This window comes from Petrocella sp., from assembly GCF_059865615.1.
On record NZ_JCBCDA010000043.1, the window covers coordinates 43,871 to 63,594 of the forward strand.

The following is a 19,724-nucleotide window of genomic DNA, read 5'->3' on the forward strand; positions in this document are numbered from 1 at the left end:
CAAATATTACATGGTTACTCATTCTAGACTTACCACCTTATTGTAAACCAAATGCTTCTTTGTGTAAAGACTTTTATGTTAAGCGGTGACTACATTTAGATTATGTTTCTTTAATATTGCCATGGCCTCAATCATTTGTATTTTGGTGGGTTCATCAAAATCATGGAGCCGGTAAGTTTCCCCTAGTGCTTCCCATTTGTATTCGCCCATCTTGTGAAAAGGTAATATTTCTATTTTTTCAATATTATCATATTGACTTAAGTGAAGAGCCAAAGCTTCTATGGCTTTAGGTTGATCCGTAAGGCCCGGTACCAACACATAGCGAATCCAGACGGGTTTGTCTAAATCACCAAGATAATGTAAAAAATCTAAAGTAGGTTGTAGTTTGGCCCCGGTAATAAAATCATATTGCTTAGGGTCAGAATGCTTGACATCCAATAAAACCAGATCCACAGCATCGATAACTTTTTTTGCAGCATCATTAAAGACATAACCAGAAGTGTCAATGGCGGTATGTATACCCTCATCTTTGCAGGCCATAATCAGTTCATATACAAATTCAATCTGAAGCAAAGGTTCACCTCCGGTTATGGTGACACCACCATTTGAAAAACGCATAAAAGATTTGTATTTAACAATCTCCTTCATGAGACTTTCTACTGTCATATCTGTTCCGGCACCAATTTTCCAGGTGTCAGGGTTGTGGCAGTATTGGCAACGCAGGGGGCATCCTTGAAGAAACAGAACAAATCGGATGCCGGGGCCGTCAACCGTGCCACAGCTTTCAATAGAGTGTATTTTACCGTGTTTCAATGTGATCGACCTCCTAGTTTCATTATTCATGCTCGCTCGTGGAAGGTTCTGTGAATAACATCAAGTTGTTGTTCGCGTGTAAGCTTGACAAAATTAACGGCATAACCGGAAACGCGTATGGTTAATTGAGGATAGGATTCAGGATGCTCCATAGCATCAATAAGCGTCTCTTTATCAAATACATTTACATTAATATGATGTCCACCGTCATAGAAATAACCGTCTAGCAGCCCCATCAGATTATTGACCTGTTGCGTCTTGTCTTTACCAAGAGCCCTTGGTACGATGGAGAAAGTGTAGCTGATGCCATCTTCTGCTTGATCGTAGGGTAACTTAGCCACAGAAGCCATGGAAGCTATGGCGCCATGGTGATCGCGCCCATGCATAGGATTGGCTCCGGGGGCAAAGGGCTCACCGGCTTTTCGACCATCAGGGGTTGAACCAGTCATCTTACCATAAACCACATTAGAGGTAATGGTAAGAATGGACATGGTAGGCGTGGAATCTCTATATGTTTTGTGTCGTCTTAACTTGGTCATAAACTGCTCAACCACATCTTTAGCGATTTGATCAACTGCATCATCATTGTTTCCAAAAGCAGGATAGCTGTCGGGCTTAACTTCATAATCGATAGCGAGACCATCGGCGTTACGTATGATTTTTACTTTAGAATACTTAATTGCTGAAAGAGAATCAGCGACAACAGATAAACCGGCAATGCCGCAAGCGGACGTACGATGGACATCACGGTCATGTAGAGCCAGTTGAAGCTTTTCATAAGCATATTTATCATGCATATAATGGATAATGTTCAAAGTATTAATATAGAGTTGAGACAGCCAGTCCATTACCATATCAAACCTGGGCATGACTTCTTCATAAGTCAGTTCATCACCGGTGATGGGTGCAAAAATGGGTGCAATCTGTAAACCTGTTTTTTCATCTTTACCACCATTAATGGCATAAAGCAAAGCCTTCGCCAAGTTAGCACGTGCACCAAAAAATTGCATTTGTTTACCAAGGCGCATAGCGGATACACAGCAAGCAATACCGTAATCATCCCCATATTTTGGTCGCATGAGATCATCGTTTTCATACTGGATGGAACTGGTATCTATAGATACTTTACTGACATACTTCTTAAAGGCTTCAGGAAGTCGATTGGACCATAAGATGGTCAAATTAGGTTCCGGTGCAGCACCTAAGGTATATAGGGTGTTAAGCATGCGGTAAGAGGTCTTAGAAACCAAAGTGCGACCATCTACACCAACACCGCCAATAACTTCCGTCACCCATGTGGGATCCCCAGAAAAAAGTTCGTTATAGGCGGGTGTTCTAAGAAAACGAACCATTCTAAGCTTCATAACAAAATGGTCAATGAGTTCTTGGGCATCTTTTTCATTGATAAGGCCATTGTTAAGATCTTGCTCAATATAGATATCAAAGAAGGTTGAAACCCTTCCAAGACTCATAGCAGCACCATCTTGCTCTTTTATTGCCGCTAGATAACCAAAGTATGTCCATTGTATCGCTTCCTTAGCTGTTGCTGCAGGTTGGCTGATGTCAAAGCCATAGGTCTTTGCCATTTCCCTTACAGCGCCAAGAGCACGTATTTGTTCAGAGAGTTCTTCTCGAAGTTTGATAACAGAAGCATCCATGTAATCCATTTCAAGTTCTTTTTTCTCTTTGTGTTTCATTTGAATGAGAAAATCAATGCCATAGAGGGCAACACGACGATAGTCGCCAATGATTCGACCTCTGCCATAGGCATCAGGAAGTCCGGTGATAATACCAGAACGTCTGGCATCCCGCATTGCTTCTGTGTAAGCATCAAAAACCCCTGCATTATGGGTTTTCCTATATTCAGTAAAGATTTTTTCGGTTTCAGGGTCTAGTTCATAACCATAGGCGGTCAAAGCATCCTTGACAACTTTAACCCCGCCATAAGGCATGATGCCTCTCTTTAAGGGATGATCAGTTTGGAAACCGACAATGGTTTCTAGAGACGGATCAATGTAACCGGGGCCATGTGATGTGATGGAAGAGGGTATTTTACTCTCGGCATCTAGAATGCCTTTACTGGATTCTTCTGCAAAGAGTACGATGACTTTTTGCCAAAGTTGGCTGGTGATGTCTGTAGGACCTACCAAAAACTTCTCATCACCTTCATAAGGTATGTGGTTATGCTGTATAAAATCACGAACATCTACGGATGTTTGCCATGTTCCTTTTTTGAAATTTTTCCAAGCTTGATTCATATTATACCTCCTGAGGGTCAGTTGGAATTATTATTGTTGACTAAAGTGTACCATAAAGTGTTATATATTGGTTAAAGGGTCAAAACTAAGTTTCACTAAATTCACATACCATATATAGATTACGTTAATGCATTCGTAACTATATATGGTATGCAAAAGTTCAACTATATAGTTTTGACGCCTTAACCATATATTTACAGGAATAGAAAATGAGTCCCATAATCATTATAACTGTATACTGTATACACGTCAAGTGTTTTTACGCTTTTACTGAAAGTTGTGTTACTACCTGTAGAAATTATTTGTAAAGAAGTGTTTTTTTTGATAGTATAACCAATATACACTTGCTTAACGATGGGAGAATGAGGGAATGGCAATCTACCAAGATGTGAAAAAAGAATTAATCCATAGAATTCATGAAGGTGATTATAAAGCAGGGGAGAAGATACCTTCTGAAAGAGATTTGAGTCTTGTATTCAAAGTGAGTCGGATGACCATTAGGCAGGCTTTATCAGAGCTTGTAGTGGAAGGTGTTTTGTACAAATCCATGGGACGTGGCACATTTGTGTCTTCGCCCAGTCTATATCAGGAGAATTTGAAAAGTTTCACTCAGACACTGATTGGTCAAGGGATGGTTCCTTCAACAAAAGTGATTGAGGTTGCCACAATCTCACAAGTAAAAAAAATTAGCCAATGGCTGAATGTGGATTCAATGGATTCTTACTATAAGGTTAAACGGTTAAGACTAGGGGATGGCGTACCCATCGCCCTAGAAACCATATACATACCAAAAAAATATGCAGAAGGCATTCATAAATATGATTTGACGTCTTCATTATATAAGATACTTGAAAAAAAATATGGATATGACTTGACCCATATTACTTGCGATATTGAAGCCAATATCTCAAGTAGAATTATTATGGAGGCCATGGGATTAAATAAGCAAACAGCGCTTTTGAAAATAACAGGTATTACCTACGCTCAAAATGACCTAAAGTTATTCTATGAAGAATCTTATTATAGATCACAACTTTATAAATATCATGTGGATATATTAAATAGACCTTAGAGGAAGTCAATGTATTTTCGGTCAGTCTTCTGTATATGATGAATGAGCCAATCACTTAGAAAAAGGAATATTTCTTCATTGAGTTCCGAAGTTTGCTCGGATATAGCGTCTTTGAATTTGGTCACATCTTCTACGAATTTTTTGTGTTCTTTTACATGTTCTTCATAGTTTGGATAATTGGCTGCCCTCATTAGCTTTTCTTCTTCTGTGAAATGAAAAATAGAATAGACCTTTAGTTCACTAATGAGTTTGATGGTATTTTCCATAGGTGCTTGGGAAATAATCAAGTCATAAGCATCATTAAAGAGTTTTAATAGATTTTTGTGGTGGTCGTCCAAAACAGGGTTCAAAACACTATAATCCATTGACCAAGTATAATTTAGCATAATATCATCCTTTCAAGTTGTATGATTGTTGAGCTCTTATATTATATCATTTTTTTAGTGTTTTGTACCTACTATTTCCTATGTTATAATGATTCTTCAAGATGTTTGAACTAAGCTTCAGTACATTGAAGAATCACTATAACACTTAATCAAGAAGGGTGATACAATGAAAAAAGAGCAGATTATAGAGGTACTTAGCGGAGTCAACCTCTTTAGGACCATGACACCAGATTGTATTTTGCTTAATATGAACAAAATGAATTATCAAGTAAAAAACTATGACAAGAACGAAGTTATTGCTAGGGAAGGGGATGGTTGTAATCAAATTGGGATTGTTCTTTCAGGAAATCTAGAACTGAGAAAAGAGTTTCCGGCTGGACATTACATGACGTTGACTTACTTGGAAAGTGGTCATATTTTCGGAGAAGTCATTGTTTTTTCAAATGTTTCTAAGTATCCTGCCACGATTATCACGACCATTAAAACAGAAGTTCTGTATATTAATAGGCAAGATGTTTTGCAATTAATGGAGGGGTGTGAATCCATTCTCAAAAATTTTGTATCTGTCATTTCAAATAAAGTTGTAATGCTAAATAAGAAGACATCTATATTGTCTTTTAAAACCATAGAGGAAAAAGTGGCCAGTTATATCTTGGAAGAGTATAAGGCTAGGCGACAGACGACTTTTAATATACCTCTTAGTAGGAAGGATTTGGCAGGCTACTTGAATGTGCCAAGACCATCCTTGTCTAGGACCATGGGAAAAATGAAAACGGAAGGCATTATAGACTTTTATCAGAATACAGTTAAGATACTGGATCTTCAAGCTTTGGAAGATTGTCTTTTCAAAATCTAAAATCCTAAAAGAAAAGGTCTCTTTCACCTTTTTCTATGGCTTTTAGACGCGAAAAAGTTGTTTGTTTCATCTTTTCATTGGGAATTCGATCGATGTGGATTTTAATTGTAGCTTCACCAAGTGCTTTTAGATCCTCGTCAGCATAATCTTCTAGGTACTCTTTTAAAGTAAGCAAGGCATTGGGTTGACATAGATTATGAATCTGGCCGCTTTTTGCAACCTGCATGAATCGATCGCCGGTCCTTCCGGCACGGTAGCAAGCCGTACAGTAACTTGGCAAGAAGCCTTTTTCCAGTAAGGACTTTATAATCTCATGTTGCGGGCGCTCATCGGCTAGTTGAAACTGACTTGCTATTTTTTCTTCATCCGTATAACCACCGACATCGGTTTTGGAACCGGCACTGATTTGAGAAACGCCGATGTGAATAACTTCTTCTCTAAAGCTAGCCTCTTCTCTTGTTGAGAGTATGATGCCGGTGTAGGGAACGGCCAGTCTGATTATAGCAACTAAACGTTTAAAAGCTTCATCATCAACAGCATAAGGATAGGCTTCAACCGCTACGTTCATGGCTTTTTTGATGCGTGGTACGGACATGGTATGGGGTCCGACACCGAAGACTTCTTCAAGATGTTCTTTGTGCATCATCATCCCGAGCAGTTCATATTTGTAATCATAGAGTCCGAAAAGAGCACCAATACCCACATCATCAATACCACCCTCCATAGCACGATCCATAGCGGTTAGATGGTATTCGTAATTGGATTTTGGTCCTTTTGGATGGTATTTTTTATAAGTGGGTTGATGATATGTTTCTTGAAATAGGATGTAAGTACCGATATCGGCAGCTTTGAGTCGCTTGTAATTTTCTACGGTTGTTGCAGCCACATTAACGTTGATACGTCTTATGGCCCCATTGTCACTTTTGGTCTTATAGATGACATCCATAGCGTGAAGCACGTAGTCCAAATCACAGTTGATGGGATCTTCACCGGCTTCTAGTGCGATACGTTTGTGACCCATAGCTTCGATTTTCAGGGCTTCCTTTGCAATTTCCTGATCGGTTAACTTACGTCTTGCTATAGTGTTGCTTTGTTTATAACCACAATAAATACAGCCATTGACGCAATAGTTAGAGATATACAAAGGTGCAAACATAACGATGCGATCACCGTAGATGGTGTTTTTTATGTGGTTGGCACAAGCATATATCTCATTTAACAGTTCTTGGTCTTCAAACTGTAAGAGGGCAGCGACATCCTCTAGGCTCAAACCGACACAGGTTTTAGCTTTTTCTATGATGGCACGTATGTCTTCTTTACTATGTTTGTAACCCGCTTCCAATAATGCTCTTATTTTTTGGTCATCTATAAAATTCTGCATTTGTAATCCTCCATTTTATGTTATTTATTGTCTTTCTTTGACAGGGCGCTTTTGACGTTGACGCCTTTTAGGGCGCCGAGTTGACCGGTTAGGCTTCCAATTTGATCGGTTGTCCCATCGACGACAACGGAAATAATACTGATCTCACGCTGATTGATATTGGGTAGTCCCATTCGACCGACGATGATTTGATTGTGGTCGTGTAAGACTTGATTAATGCGATGTATATCACCGTCTTTTTCTATAACGATACCTACAACGCCAATTCGATTTTCTATCATGCTAATTCACCTCATCCCATATCATTTTTGCAAGTGGAAAGGGTTCCAGTGCTCTGTCAAGAATGCCGTGTACATAGGCAATCATAACGCCGTAATTGACAATTGGGACTTGAAGGGTTTCTACTGTTTCAAGCCGATGGGCCATAGCTTTTTTGTTGAGCATGCAGGCACCACAGTGGATAATCAAGGCATAATCTTTAGCAGAATCTGTAAAACTTACACCGGATACATAATCAAAATGCAATTGTTTACCGGTGAGTTGTTTGAGCCATCTCGGAATTTTGACAGTACCGATATCGTCGGACTGTCTATGATGGGTACAGCCTTCTGAAATGAGTATCTTATCACCATCTTTTAGGGCTTCAATGGCTTTTGCACCTTTAACAAGTTGCGAGAGGTCACCTTTGTGTCTGGCAAAAAGAATGGAAAAAGAAGTCATGAGAATGTCCTTTGGAGTATCGGCTGCAACCTTTAAAAAGGCCTGTGAGTCGGTGATGACCAGTTGGGGTTTGGTACCCAGTCGATCTAAAGTCTCTCTAAGTTCATGCTCTTTACAGACAATGGCTATGGCATCACTTTCTAATATATCTCTTATGGTTTGTTGTTGCGGCAAGATGAGGCGTCCTTTGGGCGCGCCTTTGTCTATAGGGGTGACCAAGACGACAAAGTCTCCTGGATGAAGCAAATCACCGACAATTTTGAATGCATTTTCATCAAAAGGCAGTGCTTGACTCATGGCTATTTTTAGTTTTTTGATCCCTTCCTTTGTTACGCTTGATACAGGATAGATAGGGATGCCTAAGTCTTTTGAAAAAGCTTCTTGCCAAGAAGCATCCAAGGCAGTAAGGTCCATTTTGTTAATCACACCGATTAAAGGAATTTTTTTATTGTGAATGGTCTCAATAAGTTCTTTTTCAAATTCAAAAGAAGATTGGAGGCCGTCAATCACGAGAACGGCAAGGTCGGTTTTATTGAGCACCTCCAAAGTTTTTTGTTTTCTCAAAGCACCAAGCCTGGTGGTGTCGTTAAGTCCAGCGGTATCAATGAGCATAACCGGTCCCAAGGGAAGAAGTTCCATTGCTTTATAAACAGGATCCGTTGTTGTACCTCTTACCTCGGAGACCAAAGCGATGTCTTGCTGGGTAACAGCATTGATTAGACTGGACTTGCCGGCGTTGGTTTGTCCGAAAAAAGCAATATGTATGCGGTTGGATTGGGGTGTTTGATTAAGGCTCATATGATTCTCCTTATGACTTGCCGGGAACAGCCGGTTTGGTCACTTGTCTAGGATTTAGAATAAGATTAACAGTAGCTTCAGGCAATACATGGTGTTTTATTAGATAAGTTCTAAGGGTTATGTCTTCATCTTTTGTTGTTTGTGTTATTACGGCATCATTACCAATGACCTTTAGACTTGCTTGGAGAACAGATTCGCAGATGATGGGATTGACCTTACCGGGCATAATGGATGAACCGGTCGATTGGCCAGTAAAAAATTATGAAGGGCCCGTTTGGTATGTATGCCATCGTAGGCATCTGAATGAATAAACATTGAGCCTAACTGGTCTTTTTCTGTGCGAAAACCATAATAACCTACTTTCAAAAAGTTAAGATGATAAGGTGAAAAAAGGTATAAGAAAACCCAACCCTGCTGTGTTATGGATACCCACTTCACATAGTGACTGGAAACACTTGAATTCCTTACTCTTAGACGCATCCTTGAGTTTAGAAAATGAATTTAGTACCATTGTAAAAGATTTCTAAGAGTTTGTCAATATTTTATCAATTTTTTTTGCGAATTTGTTTCTCTCATTTTTATAAAGCTTTTATAAGTTTTTATGAACTTATATAGAAGTACGTGTTAAAATAATAAAAAATAGGCTTAATTTTTAAGGAGGTGGCTTTGTGGTCAACAAAGAAAAAGATGGAGCAGAGCAACCGGTGAGAAAAAAACCAGAGATGCCTGTAACCAATCAGATTTTTATCAAAACGTTTATTAGAACAAATGGAAACAATACCAATACCACTGAGGAACAGCGCTTGAGGCTTAAAAAATATCTGTTATTTTTAAGACTCTTTCCATTTATTTTCTTACTTGTGACCACAGGTTTTTTTTATCTACTTTTTTTTCTATCAAGATATAATTTTCCTAGATTGATTTTGTCAGGGATTTTTATGGTTATTTTCATCCGAGAAGTCAGCACCTTAATTTTCTCTTTTAGGATGCGTAACAACATCTTACGTCCTTTGGAACACCTTCAACAGGCAGTAGATGAGGTGGCGGGTGGCAATTATGGCTATACAGTGGATGATACAGTTCCTACCATGATCAGTGGACTTTTTCATTCTTTTAATAAAATGAGCGTACAATTAAAAGAAGGCCAAGCGGTCAAAGAAAAATATGAACAAAACCGTAAAGAGCTTATAGCCGGCATATCACATGACCTAAAAACACCCATCACATCTATTCTAGGTTATGTAGAAGGTATAAATGAAGGGGTTGCCAATACGGAAGAAAAAATGCAGACGTATATGGATATTATTTATAAAAATGCACAGTATACCAACCAGCTTATTGATGACCTTTTTCTTTTTTCAAAGTTGGATATTAATCAAATGGAATATCATTTTGAACCTATTTCTGTAAAGGACTATTTTTTGGATATATGTGTTGAAAAGAAAATTGACTTGGAGGAACAAGGTGCAAAAGTGGTTTATGATATAGATATTGATGATGCATTTGTTATGGCCATAGATTCAAAGTTAGTTCATAGAGTTGTAACCAACTTAATAGGAAATGCAGTTAAGTATAATGATAAGCAAAAACTGAATTTACACATAGAAGTGAAGACTTTAGAAGGTGAAAAGCATGGCATTATGGTACGTGTATCAGACAACGGAGTTGGTATTGATGAAGCCCATATTCATCAGATTTTCGAGGTGTTTTACAGAGGTGATGATTCAAGAAGCAAGGATGTAGGTGGTACAGGACTGGGTCTTTCTATATCCAGGCAGTTAGTTGAAGCTCATGGCGGCAATATATGGGCAGAGAGCACACCGGGTAAGGGTACAACCATTTACTTCACACTGTTAGATCAGCAAAAGGAGGTAAGGCATGGCTAAGATATTAATTATTGAAGATGATAAAAATATTGCAGGTCTTGAAAAGGATTATTTAGAAATGAACGGGTACGAGACAAAAATCGTGGCAGACGGTTTAGAGGGTGTTAAGGAAGCCAGAACCAAAATATATGACCTTATTATTATTGATGTGATGTTGCCTACAATCAATGGGTTTGATATATGTGCGATGATTCGTGATGAGTTAAGCATCCCAATGATTATTGTATCGGCACGAAATGATGATATTGATAAGATTAAAGGCTTGGGACTAGGTGCAGATGATTATATCACGAAGCCATTTAGCCCAAGTGAGCTTATAGCCAGAGTCAAAAATCAGTTGGCCCGTTATGAAAGATTCCTAAAAAGCAATGAAGATGGGGCTACCTTGGAGTATCACAACATCGTTCTTAATAAGGAAGCAAGAAAGGTGATCGTTGGTGGAAAAGAGGTAGCGTTTACGGCAACAGAGTTTGATATGCTTCAGTTTTTTATGAAAAACCCGGATATCGTGCACAGCAAAACCATTCTATTTGACCGTATATGGGGTGAAGATGAGTATGGTGACATTGCAACTGTGGCGGTCTATATACAGAAAATACGCAAGAAAATCGAGAAAAATCCATCCACACCCAAAATCATAGAGACGGTTTGGGGTGCAGGCTATAGGTTTAATAAGTTCTAAAGCCTGTTGACAATCCATAATCATAATGTTATTTTTAATAAGGATGTTGATTTTTTTTTGACATCCTTATTCTTAGAATATGAGGTGTATTATGCAAATAGAGATGATAAAAGAGGCGGCTGACTTACTCGCAGATGTGATTAAGAAGACGCCTTTAATTTATAGCCAGGTATTTAGTGCTGAAAGCGGTAATGAAGTGTATTTAAAACCGGAAAATCTACAAATAACAGGTGCTTTCAAGATTCGCGGTGCCTATAATAAAGTTAGTCATCTGACAGAACTGGAACGTTCATGTGGTATTGTAGCTGCATCGGCCGGTAACCATGCGCAAGGTGTCGCTTTTGCAGCAAATAAACTAGGAGTGAAGGCAACCATCGTTATGCCCAGCCAGACGCCATTAATAAAAATAGAAGCAACCAGAGAATATGGCGCTGAAGTGGTGCTTTTTGGAGATTGTTATGACGATGCCCATGGGAGGGCTATGGAAATTCATAATGATAAAGGCGCCACCGTCGTACATCCTTTTGATGATCCTTATGTTATTGCAGGACAAGGGACGATAGGGCTTGAGATTATGGAAGCCCTTGAAGATGTTGATATCGTTATCGTTCCAATTGGTGGCGGCGGTCTCATCAGTGGTATAGCCTGTGCCATTAAAGAAATCAATCCTAAAATACGCGTAATAGGTGTTGAACCCAAAGGCGCACAGACTTTGAATTATTCGATGCAAAACAACTGTGTTAGTGAACTGGCAGTCGTATCTACTATTGCAGAAGGTGTAGCGGTTAAACGTCCAGGAGAATTAACATTTTCCATGGTTAAGAATTATGTGGATGAGATTGTTGTTGTTTCTGATGTGGATGTATTGGAGGCTTTTCTACTCATGGTGGAGAAAGAAAAGTTGATTGTAGAAAATGCAGGGGTTCTTTCTTTAGCGGCATTAAAAAAGCTCCCTTATAAGAATAAAAAAATAGTAAGTGTTATTAGTGGCGGTAATATTGATGTGGTGACCATTTCTGAAATGATTAACCGAGGATTAATCTCTAGAGGGCGTTTATTTTGTTTTTCGGTGGAGTTACATGACACCCCAGGTGAGTTGTTAAAGATTGCAAAAATACTAGCGGATCATAAAGCCAATGTTATTAAGCTTGAACATAATCAGTTTAAGACCCTTGACCGGTTTATGCATGTTCAACTTGAAATAACGCTAGAAACTAATGGTTATAAGCACGTTAAAGAAATCAAAAAAGCCCTTCGTGATGAAAACTATCATGTTACAGTAGTATATTAATCTGTGACCCCTTCTTCATAAAAGGATCATGCTTGTGATAGAAATATATTCGAAAAACCATCATATACCTTAAAACTTATGGTATTAAAGAAGGAAGGCTCTATTATTTTTGAAAATATGGTTGTGAGTCGATAAAAATGAATAATAGAATTATTAATCCTTCACAATATATTTTTTACATATTAAGGTAATTAAAAGAAAACTAAAAAAAAAAACAATGTATTTTTAAGTAACACTCGAAAATAAGTCCAAAAATCAAGGTTTAAGCTTAAATTATACGTTGACGTTGCATAAATTCACCATTATAGCAAGATAAAGTGCAAAACCGCTTGAAAATGAAAGAAAAAGCGTGTATAATTTCATTATTGTGAAGTCATGGATTCTTTTTTTAGGTGACCATGATAAAAATAGCTCAGAAGAGCAAAATAGAAAAGGGTGGAAAATCATATGAAAAAACTTTTATCATTAGCATTGGTTTTAGTCATCGTGCTTTCAACGTTCTTAACAGGATGTGCAGGCAATGACAAACCAACAACACCAGATGCAACGGAAACCGAGACTGAGACAGAAGCTTCAGGTGAAGCTATAAGACTTGGTCTTCTAGCACCAACAAGTGGCGCGCTTGCACCATATGGACAAGCGGTTAAGAACTCAGTGGAACTTGCCATTCAAGAAATCAACGCAGCTGGCGGCTTAAATGGCGTTGATGTGGAATTGTTCTTCTATGACAATGAAGGTGACTCAACTAAGACCGTTAACCTGTTTAATAAGTTGGTAGATGTTGATAAGATTGACGCTTTAATCGGCCCGGTTATTTCTACAACAAGTCTTGCAGTGGCACCGATTGCCAATGAGCTAGGCATTCCTATGATCTCACCAACAGCAACAAACAAAGACGTAACACCTGGTCTTGATTATGTGTTTAGAGCATGCTACATTGACCCTTACCAAGGTAGTGTTGTTGCAAAATTCGCAATGGAAAATCTTGAAGCAAAAACAGCAGCGGTATTTACCAATGTTGGTAGTGACTATTCAGATGGTTTAGCAAAAGCCTTTATAGAAACTTTTGAAGCAGGTGGTGGTAGCATTACAGATGCAGAAGGTTATACAGATGCAGATAATGATTTCAGTGCAATCCTTACCAAAGTTAAGGCCAATGCACCGGATGTAATCTTTGTACCTGACTATTTTAATATGGTTGGTGTTGTAGCTTCTCAAGTACGTGAGCTTGGTATTGAATCTGTATTACTAGGTGGAGACGGTTGGGATGGTATCCAAAATGACTTCGCAGCCGAAGTAGAAGGTTATTTCTTCGCAAATCACTATTCAACAACAGACCCGGATCCAATTGTACAAGACTTTATTGCATCTTATGAAGAGCAATTTGGTGAAACACCAAACGCATTAGGCGCACTTGCTTATGACGCAACCAATGTTATGTTAGCAGCTATAATAGCAGCTGGTGGTACAGATGCTGAAAAAGTAGTGGAGGCCCTTAAAGCAACAGATATGCCAGCGGTATGTGGTTATATTACATTTGATGAAAATGGTGACCCAATCAAAGACATATCCATTATAACTGTAAAAGATGGTAAGTTAGAGCTTGAGGCAAAAGTATCAGGCAACTAAATTTTAAGTTGAATATTCAATAAACTAGTAAGATAATAAGGGGGTTATCCCCTTATTATTTTGCGTTACGGATGAATTCAACGGTTTAATGTACGAAACTGTTGGGTGCGTCCGCAAAAGCACTAATAAATAGGTTGGGGCGTCAAAACTATATAGTTGAACTTTCACCCTATAACCTAAATAGTTTTTTTATTAGCGACTTTGCGGCAGTACTCAAATCAACCTAGGAGGTGTGCTCATGGCACAATTTATACAACAAGTTATTAACGGTCTTAATGTGGGAAGTATATATGCCTTGATTGCTTTAGGCTATACCATGGTCTATGGTATTGTAAAACTAATTAACTTTGCCCATGGCGATATATTAATGATCGGTGCTTACTTTGGATTTTTCGCATTAGCAACTTTCAACGTACCTTTTGGTCTTGCTTTGGTCGTCTCTATGATTCTATGTGCATTGGTGGGTATGACTATAGACAGATTAGCTTATAAGCCTCTTAGAAATGCCCCAAGAATATCGGCTCTTATTACCGCTCTTGGTATGAGTATGCTTTTGCAAAATCTGTTCAGACTTCTTTTTGGTGCACAGCCTAGAAGAATGCCGGCGGTCATTACTCTAAAAAGAATTGAGATTGCACCGGGCATAGCTATTTCCAATCTTGCAATCATAACTATTCTATTATCTATAGGACTCATGTTACTTTTGGAATTTATTGTCAAAAAAACAAAAATAGGAAAAGCTATGCGTGCTGTATCAGAAGACAAATCAGCAGCCAAGTTAATGGGTGTTAACGTAGATAAAACCATTTCTATAACCTTTGCAATCGGTTCCGCACTTGGTGCCGTTGGTGGCTTGTTATATGCAATCAACTACTATCAAGTAGAGCCTTATATGGGCATGATGCCGGGCCTTAAGGCTTTTGTTGCAGCTGTATTAGGTGGCATCGGCGTTATACCGGGGGCGATGCTGGGTGGTTTTGTTATTGGGTTGATTGAGACCTTGACGAAGGGTTATGTATCGACTACATGGGCAGATGCTTTTGTGTTTGGTATCCTAATCATTGTGTTAATTTTTAAACCTGCAGGCATCCTTGGAAAAAATACGAGAGAGAAAGTGTAGGTAATCATCATGGATAAAAAAGTCGTTTCAGGTTATTTGAAGAATATAACAGCCATTATGGTTGTTTACGCAATTGTTTTTTACTTGATTCAAATAAAGGTCATTAATAATTATTACAACGGTATCCTTATTCTAGCCGGTATTTATATTATTGTTGCAGCCAGCTTGAATCTTGCAACAGGCTATTTGGGTCAGTTGGCCCTTGGTCATGCCGGCTTTATGGCTATTGGTGCATATACAGCAGCGTTATTTGCTATTGCAGTCGATTTACCAAAATATGTAGAGCTGGTAGCTGGATTAATTTTAGGTGGTGTAATGGCCGGGATTTTTGGTTTGATTATAGGTATTCCGGCTCTTAGGCTTCGCGGTGATTATCTGGGTATTGTGACCTTGGGATTTGGTGAAATTATTCGTATCGCTTTGCTTAATCTGCCGTTTACAGGTGGTGCTGCAGGTCTTAAAGGTATTCCAAGGTACGTTAATTTCACAGAAATTTATTTTTTGGTGGTGTTGGTTATAGCGTTTTTATTCGCATTTATACGTTCTAGACATGGTAGAGCCATCTTGTCAATAAAAGAGGATGAGATTGCAGCTGAGTCAGTAGGTATTCCCACCACATTCTATAAAGTGTATGGTTTTGTTGTCTCTGCATTTATTGCCGGTGTTGGTGGTGGTGCTTTAGGTTTTTATCAAAGAATACTGGATCCCAAAAAATTCAATTTTATGTTTTCTGTAGAATTTTTCATCATTGTTGTTTTGGGTGGTATGGGTAGTATAACCGGCACCATTATAGCGGCATTGGCCCTTGCATTCATTAATGAGTTTTTATATTCCATTGATGAGCTTAGGTTGGTCTTTTACGCATTGACTTTAATCATACTTATGATTTTTAAACCGGATGGCCTACTTGGAAGAAAAGAATTTTCACTTATTAAGCTCCTCAATCGATTCAGCAAAAAAACTAAAATAGAAAATGCGGACTAGGAGGTAATACCATGAGCTTATTGAAGACGGAACATATAGGTATGACTTTTGGAGGACTTAAAGCCGTATCTGATTTTAGTATAGAAATAAAGGAAAATGAACTGGTGGGTCTTATCGGACCCAATGGTGCCGGAAAAACAACTATTTTTAATATGTTGACAGGTGTTTACGCACCTACAGAAGGTAAAGTATTACTGGGAGAAACAGTTGTTAACGGAAAAAAACCTTATCAGATTGTTAATCTAGGGCTTGGTAGGACCTTTCAGAATATACGCTTATTTAAAGGATTGACAGTTCTTGATAATATTAAGATTGCTTTTCATAAAGATATGGGCTATACCACTCTATCAGCTGTTTTTAGAGGCAAAAAATTCTGGAAAGAAGAAAAAGAAATTGAAATAAAAGCAAAAGAACTCCTTGGACTTTTCAATATGGAAGCGGATGCGGAGGCATTATCAAGTAATCTGCCTTATGGTAAACAAAGAAAGCTTGAGATTTGTCGAGCGCTTGCGACCAATCCAAAACTTTTGTTGTTGGATGAGCCGGCTGCGGGTATGAACCCACAAGAAACCAAGGAGCTGATGGAAACCATTGCCTTTATTCGAGAAAAGTTTAAAGTATCCATTCTTCTTATTGAACATGATATGAGCTTAGTTATGGGTATATGTGAGAGAATTGTCGTCATAGATTATGGCAGGATGATTGCTGCCGGTACACCGGCTGAGATTAAATCCAATGAGAAAGTTATTGGTGCTTATCTAGGTCAATAAAAGGAAGGTGACAAAATGTTAAAAGTAGAAAATCTGAATGTATACTATGGTGCGATTCACGCTCTTAAGGGTTTGTCCTTTGAAGTTAACAAAGGTGAGATTGTTACATTAATTGGTGCCAATGGAGCCGGAAAAACAACGACGTTACATACAATTTCGGGACTTCTAAAGCCTACTAAGGGTAGTATCAGTCTTATGGATAAAAAGATTACTGGTGTTGAAGCCCATAAGATTCTAGGTATGGGTATGGCACAAGTGCCGGAAGGTCGACGTGTTTTTGCAAAAATGACCGTTCAGGAAAATCTTGAGATGGGTGCCTTTTTAAGAACAGACAAAGCTGAGATTGAAGAAAGTTATGAGAACATCTATAGGAAATTCCCTAGACTTAAAGAACGTCGCAAACAGCTTGCAGGTACCATGTCAGGTGGCGAACAACAGATGTTGGCTATGGGACGTGCCTTAATGAGTAAGCCGGACATCTTACTTATGGATGAACCATCCATGGGGCTTGCGCCTATATTGGTGAAAGAGATTTTTGACACCATTGTAGAAGTTAATAAACAAGGTGTTACAGTTTTGTTGGTTGAGCAAAATGCTCATATGGCTTTGTCCATCGCAGATAGGGCTTATGTTCTTGAAACCGGAAAAATTGTTCTTGAAGGTAATGCAAAAGAACTGCTGGATCATGAGGATGTAAGAAAAGCATATCTCGGATAGTACACAGATAGTATATTTTGAATTCTAATGGTTTTTTAATGGTAATACCTACATAGTCAGCTATAATATAGATAGATGGTTAAAGGGTCAAAACCATATGGTTTTGGTACCTTAATCATAGATAATTAACTCAACTTTCTCTGAGGCGATCTAAGTTTGTGACTACCCAGTTGGTTGGAAGCCACAAAGAGGTTCTACGGTGGGAATTGAGTAATGTATAAGTTGGTATTGGAGGAAATGCTATGAATAAGAGAACGGTAATTGGTATCCTGATTCTTTCTGTAGGTTTACTGGCTTTGGCAGGAAGCCTTGGCTATGTTAAAATAGATGGTCTTGTAATGACTTTTTGGCCTATTTTGCTTATTGCCATTGGATTGATTAATTTGGTAGAACAACCTAAAAACTTTGTATTTAGTGGTATTATAGCTATTGTAGGAACCATATTTTTACTTAGAAATCTTGGGTTTGAATACTTTGAAGATTTACGGTTTTGGGATTTGATATGGTCGCTTGTCATTATATTGTTGGGCTTATGGATTCTGACTTCAAAAGGACCTAGAGGCATGTTTGGAAGAAACCAAGTAAGTGAGGATGTGGTGGAAAATGTTGTACTATTTTCCGGTGCGGAGACCATCAATCTATCCCAGAATTTTAAAGGCGGTAATATTTTTGCCATGTTCGGTGGTGTTGAACTCAACCTTCGAGGTGCTAAGATTATTGAAGTACCTGCAAAAATGGATATTTTCGTTGCTTTTGGTGGCGTGGATATTAAAGTCCCTGAAGAATGGAAAGTTATGGTTACAGGCATACCTTTGTTTGGAGGGTGGGGGAATAAGACAAGATTGTCTAAGGACCCTAACAGAGAGATTGATTTAGTTATTAATGGGTTTGCCTTATTTGGTGGATTCGACATTAAGAATTAGAGGTCCCATGAAAACCCTTCCACAGCATAGATGACTGCCTTAAAATTAAAAACGAGCTTACTGTAGACTAAAGTCTTACAGTAGAGCTCGTTTTTGTATTTAATGCAAATAGTTACTCATTTAGGTTTTGGCGGACACTGAGTATCTCGTATCCAGATGCTTCGAGGGCTTTGATGAGTGTATCGGTTTCTGTTGAAGCAAGACGGATAATGATTTCTCCAGCATCATCACTGCCGATGTGATCGTAATTAGCTACATGAGCGATATTAATGTTGAAGTTTTTAATTATACCGGTGATATCTGCTAGTATGCCGGTCTCATCTTTTGCTTTGATGGAGATCCGTGTGCCAATTTCACCGACGCCGGTTAATTCGAGATAGGATTTAAGTATATCGGTGCGAGTTATGATACCCACCAATTTTTTGCCTTCTGTAATAGGAAGGGAATCAACACCACTATTTATTAAGAGTTGTGCCGCATCTTCCATGAGCATGTCCGGTGTGCCAGTAGGCATATCTTTAATCATGATGTCTTTGACTTTGGTTTTGCTGAGTAAATAATTAAGTTCATACATACTAAGTGTTGTGGCTTTTGAAGGACTTACTTCTGAAAGAAGCTGTTCGGTGACACAACCAACAAGTTGTCCGTTATCAATAACAGGCAATTGTTTGCATCCTTTTTCAATCATCAGTTGAAAAGCTAAATCGATTGAAGCATCTTTGAAAACTGTTACAACATCAGTGGTCATTTGGTTTTTTACATACATAAAAACACCTCCAGTGAATAATTTATTACTTAGACTTATTATATCATATAATGGGTTTGAAAGCACCAGGTGCTCGGTATAACCAAGAACAAAACTATTATGCTTGCAAAATTCTCCAAGGCGGGAAAAACTTTATCTCTTTGTAAGAGTAGAACGTTTCTTGAGTAGTAAAAAAATACAATAGAGTTATAAGATTATTGCCTTCAGGGGGTTGAACTTGTTTTTTATGAAGAAATAGTTTATAATAGCTTATGTTATATGATAATAAAAATCATTAAAATAGATACAAAGGAGGTAAGTCATGGCTCAAATTACAAGAGATATGATTATTGGCGATATTATTCGTGTTGATCAAGGTGTCATTCCTATTCTTATGGAAGCAGGTATGCACTGTGTTGGATGCCCATCTTCACAAGGTGAATCCCTTGAAGAAGCATGTATGGTTCATGGTATGGATGTCGATATATTGACAGATAACATTAACGCATACTTAAAAAGCCTATAATTAAAAAACATAGAAAAAGCTGTCATGTAAATGACAGCTTTTTTGTGTTTGCCCGACATGGGCAAACTCTTATGGGTGAAAGTCCCTAGTGTACCTAAGTAACAGGAAGCACATAGCTGAACAGCAAGGGTGTCCATTGCGAGGTGGAATCTGAAGGAAGCTGTAGG

General features: G+C 38.4%; 19 protein-coding genes and 1 pseudogene. 12 read left to right on the forward strand and 8 right to left on the reverse strand.

Features of this window, described 5'->3' with window-relative positions; all coding sequences use genetic code 11:
• Window positions 1-78: 78 nt before the first annotated feature.
• Together pflA and pflB are read right to left on the reverse strand one after the other, a co-directional pair.
• Window positions 79-813, reverse strand: a complete 735-nt coding sequence (gene pflA, locus AC6F8J_RS05180; RefSeq protein WP_500721531.1) for a pyruvate formate-lyase-activating protein — start codon at window positions 811-813, stop codon at window positions 79-81.
• Window positions 814-839: 26 nt separating this feature from the next.
• Window positions 840-3,071 carry a formate C-acetyltransferase gene (gene pflB, locus AC6F8J_RS05185; RefSeq protein ID WP_500721533.1) on the reverse strand — a complete coding sequence of 744 codons (2,232 nt, stop codon included), beginning with the start codon at window positions 3,069-3,071 and terminating at the stop codon, window positions 840-842.
• Between the two features lie 370 nt (window positions 3,072-3,441).
• Between pflB and AC6F8J_RS05190 the strand changes: the two genes are divergently transcribed.
• Window positions 3,442-4,143 carry a UTRA domain-containing protein gene (locus AC6F8J_RS05190; protein ID WP_500721534.1) on the forward strand — a complete coding sequence of 234 codons (702 nt, stop codon included), beginning with the start codon at window positions 3,442-3,444 and terminating at the stop codon, window positions 4,141-4,143.
• Here AC6F8J_RS05190 and AC6F8J_RS05195 read toward each other — a convergent pair.
• Window positions 4,140-4,529 carry a bacteriohemerythrin gene (locus tag AC6F8J_RS05195; RefSeq protein ID WP_500721535.1) on the reverse strand — a complete coding sequence of 130 codons (390 nt, stop codon included), beginning with the start codon at window positions 4,527-4,529 and terminating at the stop codon, window positions 4,140-4,142. The genes AC6F8J_RS05190 and AC6F8J_RS05195 overlap by 4 nt on opposite strands.
• Before the next feature lie 166 nt (window positions 4,530-4,695).
• On the opposite strand from AC6F8J_RS05195, the gene AC6F8J_RS05200 reads away from it, so the two are divergent.
• The gene (locus AC6F8J_RS05200) at window positions 4,696-5,385 is read left to right on the forward strand and encodes a helix-turn-helix domain-containing protein (protein WP_500721537.1); all 690 of its coding nucleotides are present in this window, start codon (window positions 4,696-4,698) and stop codon (window positions 5,383-5,385) included.
• Window positions 5,386-5,389: 4 nt separating this feature from the next.
• On the opposite strand, the gene hydG is transcribed toward AC6F8J_RS05200, so the two are convergent.
• The 4 genes and pseudogenes from hydG to AC6F8J_RS05220 all read right to left on the reverse strand — a co-directional run.
• Window positions 5,390-6,766 carry a [FeFe] hydrogenase H-cluster radical SAM maturase HydG gene (gene hydG / locus AC6F8J_RS05205; protein WP_500721538.1) on the reverse strand — a complete coding sequence of 459 codons (1,377 nt, stop codon included), beginning with the start codon at window positions 6,764-6,766 and terminating at the stop codon, window positions 5,390-5,392.
• A gap of 20 nt (window positions 6,767-6,786) precedes the next feature.
• Window positions 6,787-7,047: a TM1266 family iron-only hydrogenase system putative regulator gene (locus AC6F8J_RS05210; protein ID WP_500721540.1), complete on the reverse strand. Its 261-nt coding sequence runs from the start codon at window positions 7,045-7,047 to the stop codon at window positions 6,787-6,789.
• A 1-nt stretch (window position 7,048) separates the two neighbouring features.
• The gene (hydF, locus tag AC6F8J_RS05215; RefSeq protein ID WP_500721541.1) at window positions 7,049-8,284 is read right to left on the reverse strand and encodes a [FeFe] hydrogenase H-cluster maturation GTPase HydF; all 1,236 of its coding nucleotides are present in this window, start codon (window positions 8,282-8,284) and stop codon (window positions 7,049-7,051) included.
• A gap of 10 nt (window positions 8,285-8,294) precedes the next feature.
• Window positions 8,295-8,519 (reverse strand): annotated as a pseudogene (locus AC6F8J_RS05220) (hypothetical protein); the annotation flags it as partial.
• Between the two features lie 433 nt (window positions 8,520-8,952).
• Here AC6F8J_RS05220 and AC6F8J_RS05225 point away from each other — a divergent pair.
• The 9 genes from AC6F8J_RS05225 to AC6F8J_RS05265 all read left to right on the forward strand — a co-directional run bounded on the left by AC6F8J_RS05225 (window position 8,953) and on the right by AC6F8J_RS05265 (window position 18,286).
• Complete coding sequence (locus AC6F8J_RS05225; RefSeq protein WP_500721542.1) at window positions 8,953-10,170, forward strand: ATP-binding protein; 1,218 nt, start codon at window positions 8,953-8,955, stop codon at window positions 10,168-10,170.
• Entirely contained in the window at window positions 10,163-10,852 is a 690-nt protein-coding gene (locus AC6F8J_RS05230; protein ID WP_500721544.1) for a response regulator, read from the forward strand. The genes AC6F8J_RS05225 and AC6F8J_RS05230 overlap by 8 nt, the downstream gene beginning before the upstream one ends.
• 91 nt (window positions 10,853-10,943) lie before the next feature.
• Window positions 10,944-12,143, forward strand: a complete 1,200-nt coding sequence (gene ilvA / locus AC6F8J_RS05235) for a threonine ammonia-lyase (RefSeq protein ID WP_500721545.1) — start codon at window positions 10,944-10,946, stop codon at window positions 12,141-12,143.
• A 447-nt stretch (window positions 12,144-12,590) separates the two neighbouring features.
• Window positions 12,591-13,772, forward strand: coding sequence for an ABC transporter substrate-binding protein (locus AC6F8J_RS05240; protein ID WP_500721547.1), 1,182 nt, complete (start codon window positions 12,591-12,593; stop codon window positions 13,770-13,772).
• Between the two features lie 238 nt (window positions 13,773-14,010).
• Window positions 14,011-14,892, forward strand: coding sequence for an ABC transporter permease subunit (locus tag AC6F8J_RS05245; protein ID WP_500721548.1), 882 nt, complete (start codon window positions 14,011-14,013; stop codon window positions 14,890-14,892).
• Between the two features lie 9 nt (window positions 14,893-14,901).
• Window positions 14,902-15,876, forward strand: coding sequence for an ABC transporter permease subunit (locus AC6F8J_RS05250; protein WP_500721550.1), 975 nt, complete (start codon window positions 14,902-14,904; stop codon window positions 15,874-15,876).
• 11 nt (window positions 15,877-15,887) lie between these two features.
• Entirely contained in the window at window positions 15,888-16,646 is a 759-nt protein-coding gene (locus AC6F8J_RS05255; RefSeq protein ID WP_500721551.1) for an ATP-binding cassette domain-containing protein, read from the forward strand.
• 15 nt (window positions 16,647-16,661) lie between these two features.
• Complete coding sequence (locus AC6F8J_RS05260; protein ID WP_500721553.1) at window positions 16,662-17,363, forward strand: ATP-binding cassette domain-containing protein; 702 nt, start codon at window positions 16,662-16,664, stop codon at window positions 17,361-17,363.
• A gap of 242 nt (window positions 17,364-17,605) precedes the next feature.
• Complete coding sequence (locus AC6F8J_RS05265; protein ID WP_500721554.1) at window positions 17,606-18,286, forward strand: LiaF transmembrane domain-containing protein; 681 nt, start codon at window positions 17,606-17,608, stop codon at window positions 18,284-18,286.
• 112 nt (window positions 18,287-18,398) lie between these two features.
• Here AC6F8J_RS05265 and AC6F8J_RS05270 read toward each other — a convergent pair whose 3' ends face one another.
• Window positions 18,399-19,052, reverse strand: a complete 654-nt coding sequence (locus AC6F8J_RS05270; protein WP_500721556.1) for a CBS domain-containing protein — start codon at window positions 19,050-19,052, stop codon at window positions 18,399-18,401.
• A gap of 301 nt (window positions 19,053-19,353) precedes the next feature.
• On the opposite strand from AC6F8J_RS05270, the gene AC6F8J_RS05275 reads away from it, so the two are divergent.
• A complete protein-coding gene (locus tag AC6F8J_RS05275) occupies window positions 19,354-19,557 on the forward strand; it encodes a DUF1858 domain-containing protein (protein WP_500721557.1) in 204 nt (67 codons plus the stop codon).
• The last annotated feature ends 167 nt before the right edge of the window (window positions 19,558-19,724 follow it).

Bases quoted from the DNA above. Each gene is read 5' to 3' on its own strand.
- pflB (WP_500721533.1), bottom strand. From the start codon at position 3,071: ATGAATCAAGCTTGGAAAAATTTCAAAAAAGGAACATGGCAAACATCC.
- AC6F8J_RS05260 (WP_500721553.1), top strand. From the start codon at position 16,662: ATGTTAAAAGTAGAAAATCTGAATGTATACTATGGTGCGATTCACGCT.
- AC6F8J_RS05255 (WP_500721551.1), top strand. From the start codon at position 15,888: ATGAGCTTATTGAAGACGGAACATATAGGTATGACTTTTGGAGGACTT.
- AC6F8J_RS05200 (WP_500721537.1), top strand. From the start codon at position 4,696: ATGAAAAAAGAGCAGATTATAGAGGTACTTAGCGGAGTCAACCTCTTT.
- AC6F8J_RS05240 (WP_500721547.1), top strand. From the start codon at position 12,591: ATGAAAAAACTTTTATCATTAGCATTGGTTTTAGTCATCGTGCTTTCA.
- AC6F8J_RS05245 (WP_500721548.1), top strand. From the start codon at position 14,011: ATGGCACAATTTATACAACAAGTTATTAACGGTCTTAATGTGGGAAGT.
- AC6F8J_RS05210 (WP_500721540.1), bottom strand. From the start codon at position 7,047: ATGATAGAAAATCGAATTGGCGTTGTAGGTATCGTTATAGAAAAAGAC.
- hydG (WP_500721538.1), bottom strand. From the start codon at position 6,766: ATGCAGAATTTTATAGATGACCAAAAAATAAGAGCATTATTGGAAGCG.
- AC6F8J_RS05250 (WP_500721550.1), top strand. From the start codon at position 14,902: ATGGATAAAAAAGTCGTTTCAGGTTATTTGAAGAATATAACAGCCATT.
- AC6F8J_RS05195 (WP_500721535.1), bottom strand. From the start codon at position 4,529: ATGCTAAATTATACTTGGTCAATGGATTATAGTGTTTTGAACCCTGTT.
- hydF (WP_500721541.1), bottom strand. From the start codon at position 8,284: ATGAGCCTTAATCAAACACCCCAATCCAACCGCATACATATTGCTTTT.
- AC6F8J_RS05265 (WP_500721554.1), top strand. From the start codon at position 17,606: ATGAATAAGAGAACGGTAATTGGTATCCTGATTCTTTCTGTAGGTTTA.
- ilvA (WP_500721545.1), top strand. From the start codon at position 10,944: ATGCAAATAGAGATGATAAAAGAGGCGGCTGACTTACTCGCAGATGTG.
- AC6F8J_RS05275 (WP_500721557.1), top strand. From the start codon at position 19,354: ATGGCTCAAATTACAAGAGATATGATTATTGGCGATATTATTCGTGTT.
- AC6F8J_RS05230 (WP_500721544.1), top strand. From the start codon at position 10,163: ATGGCTAAGATATTAATTATTGAAGATGATAAAAATATTGCAGGTCTT.
- AC6F8J_RS05270 (WP_500721556.1), bottom strand. From the start codon at position 19,052: ATGTATGTAAAAAACCAAATGACCACTGATGTTGTAACAGTTTTCAAA.
- AC6F8J_RS05190 (WP_500721534.1), top strand. From the start codon at position 3,442: ATGGCAATCTACCAAGATGTGAAAAAAGAATTAATCCATAGAATTCAT.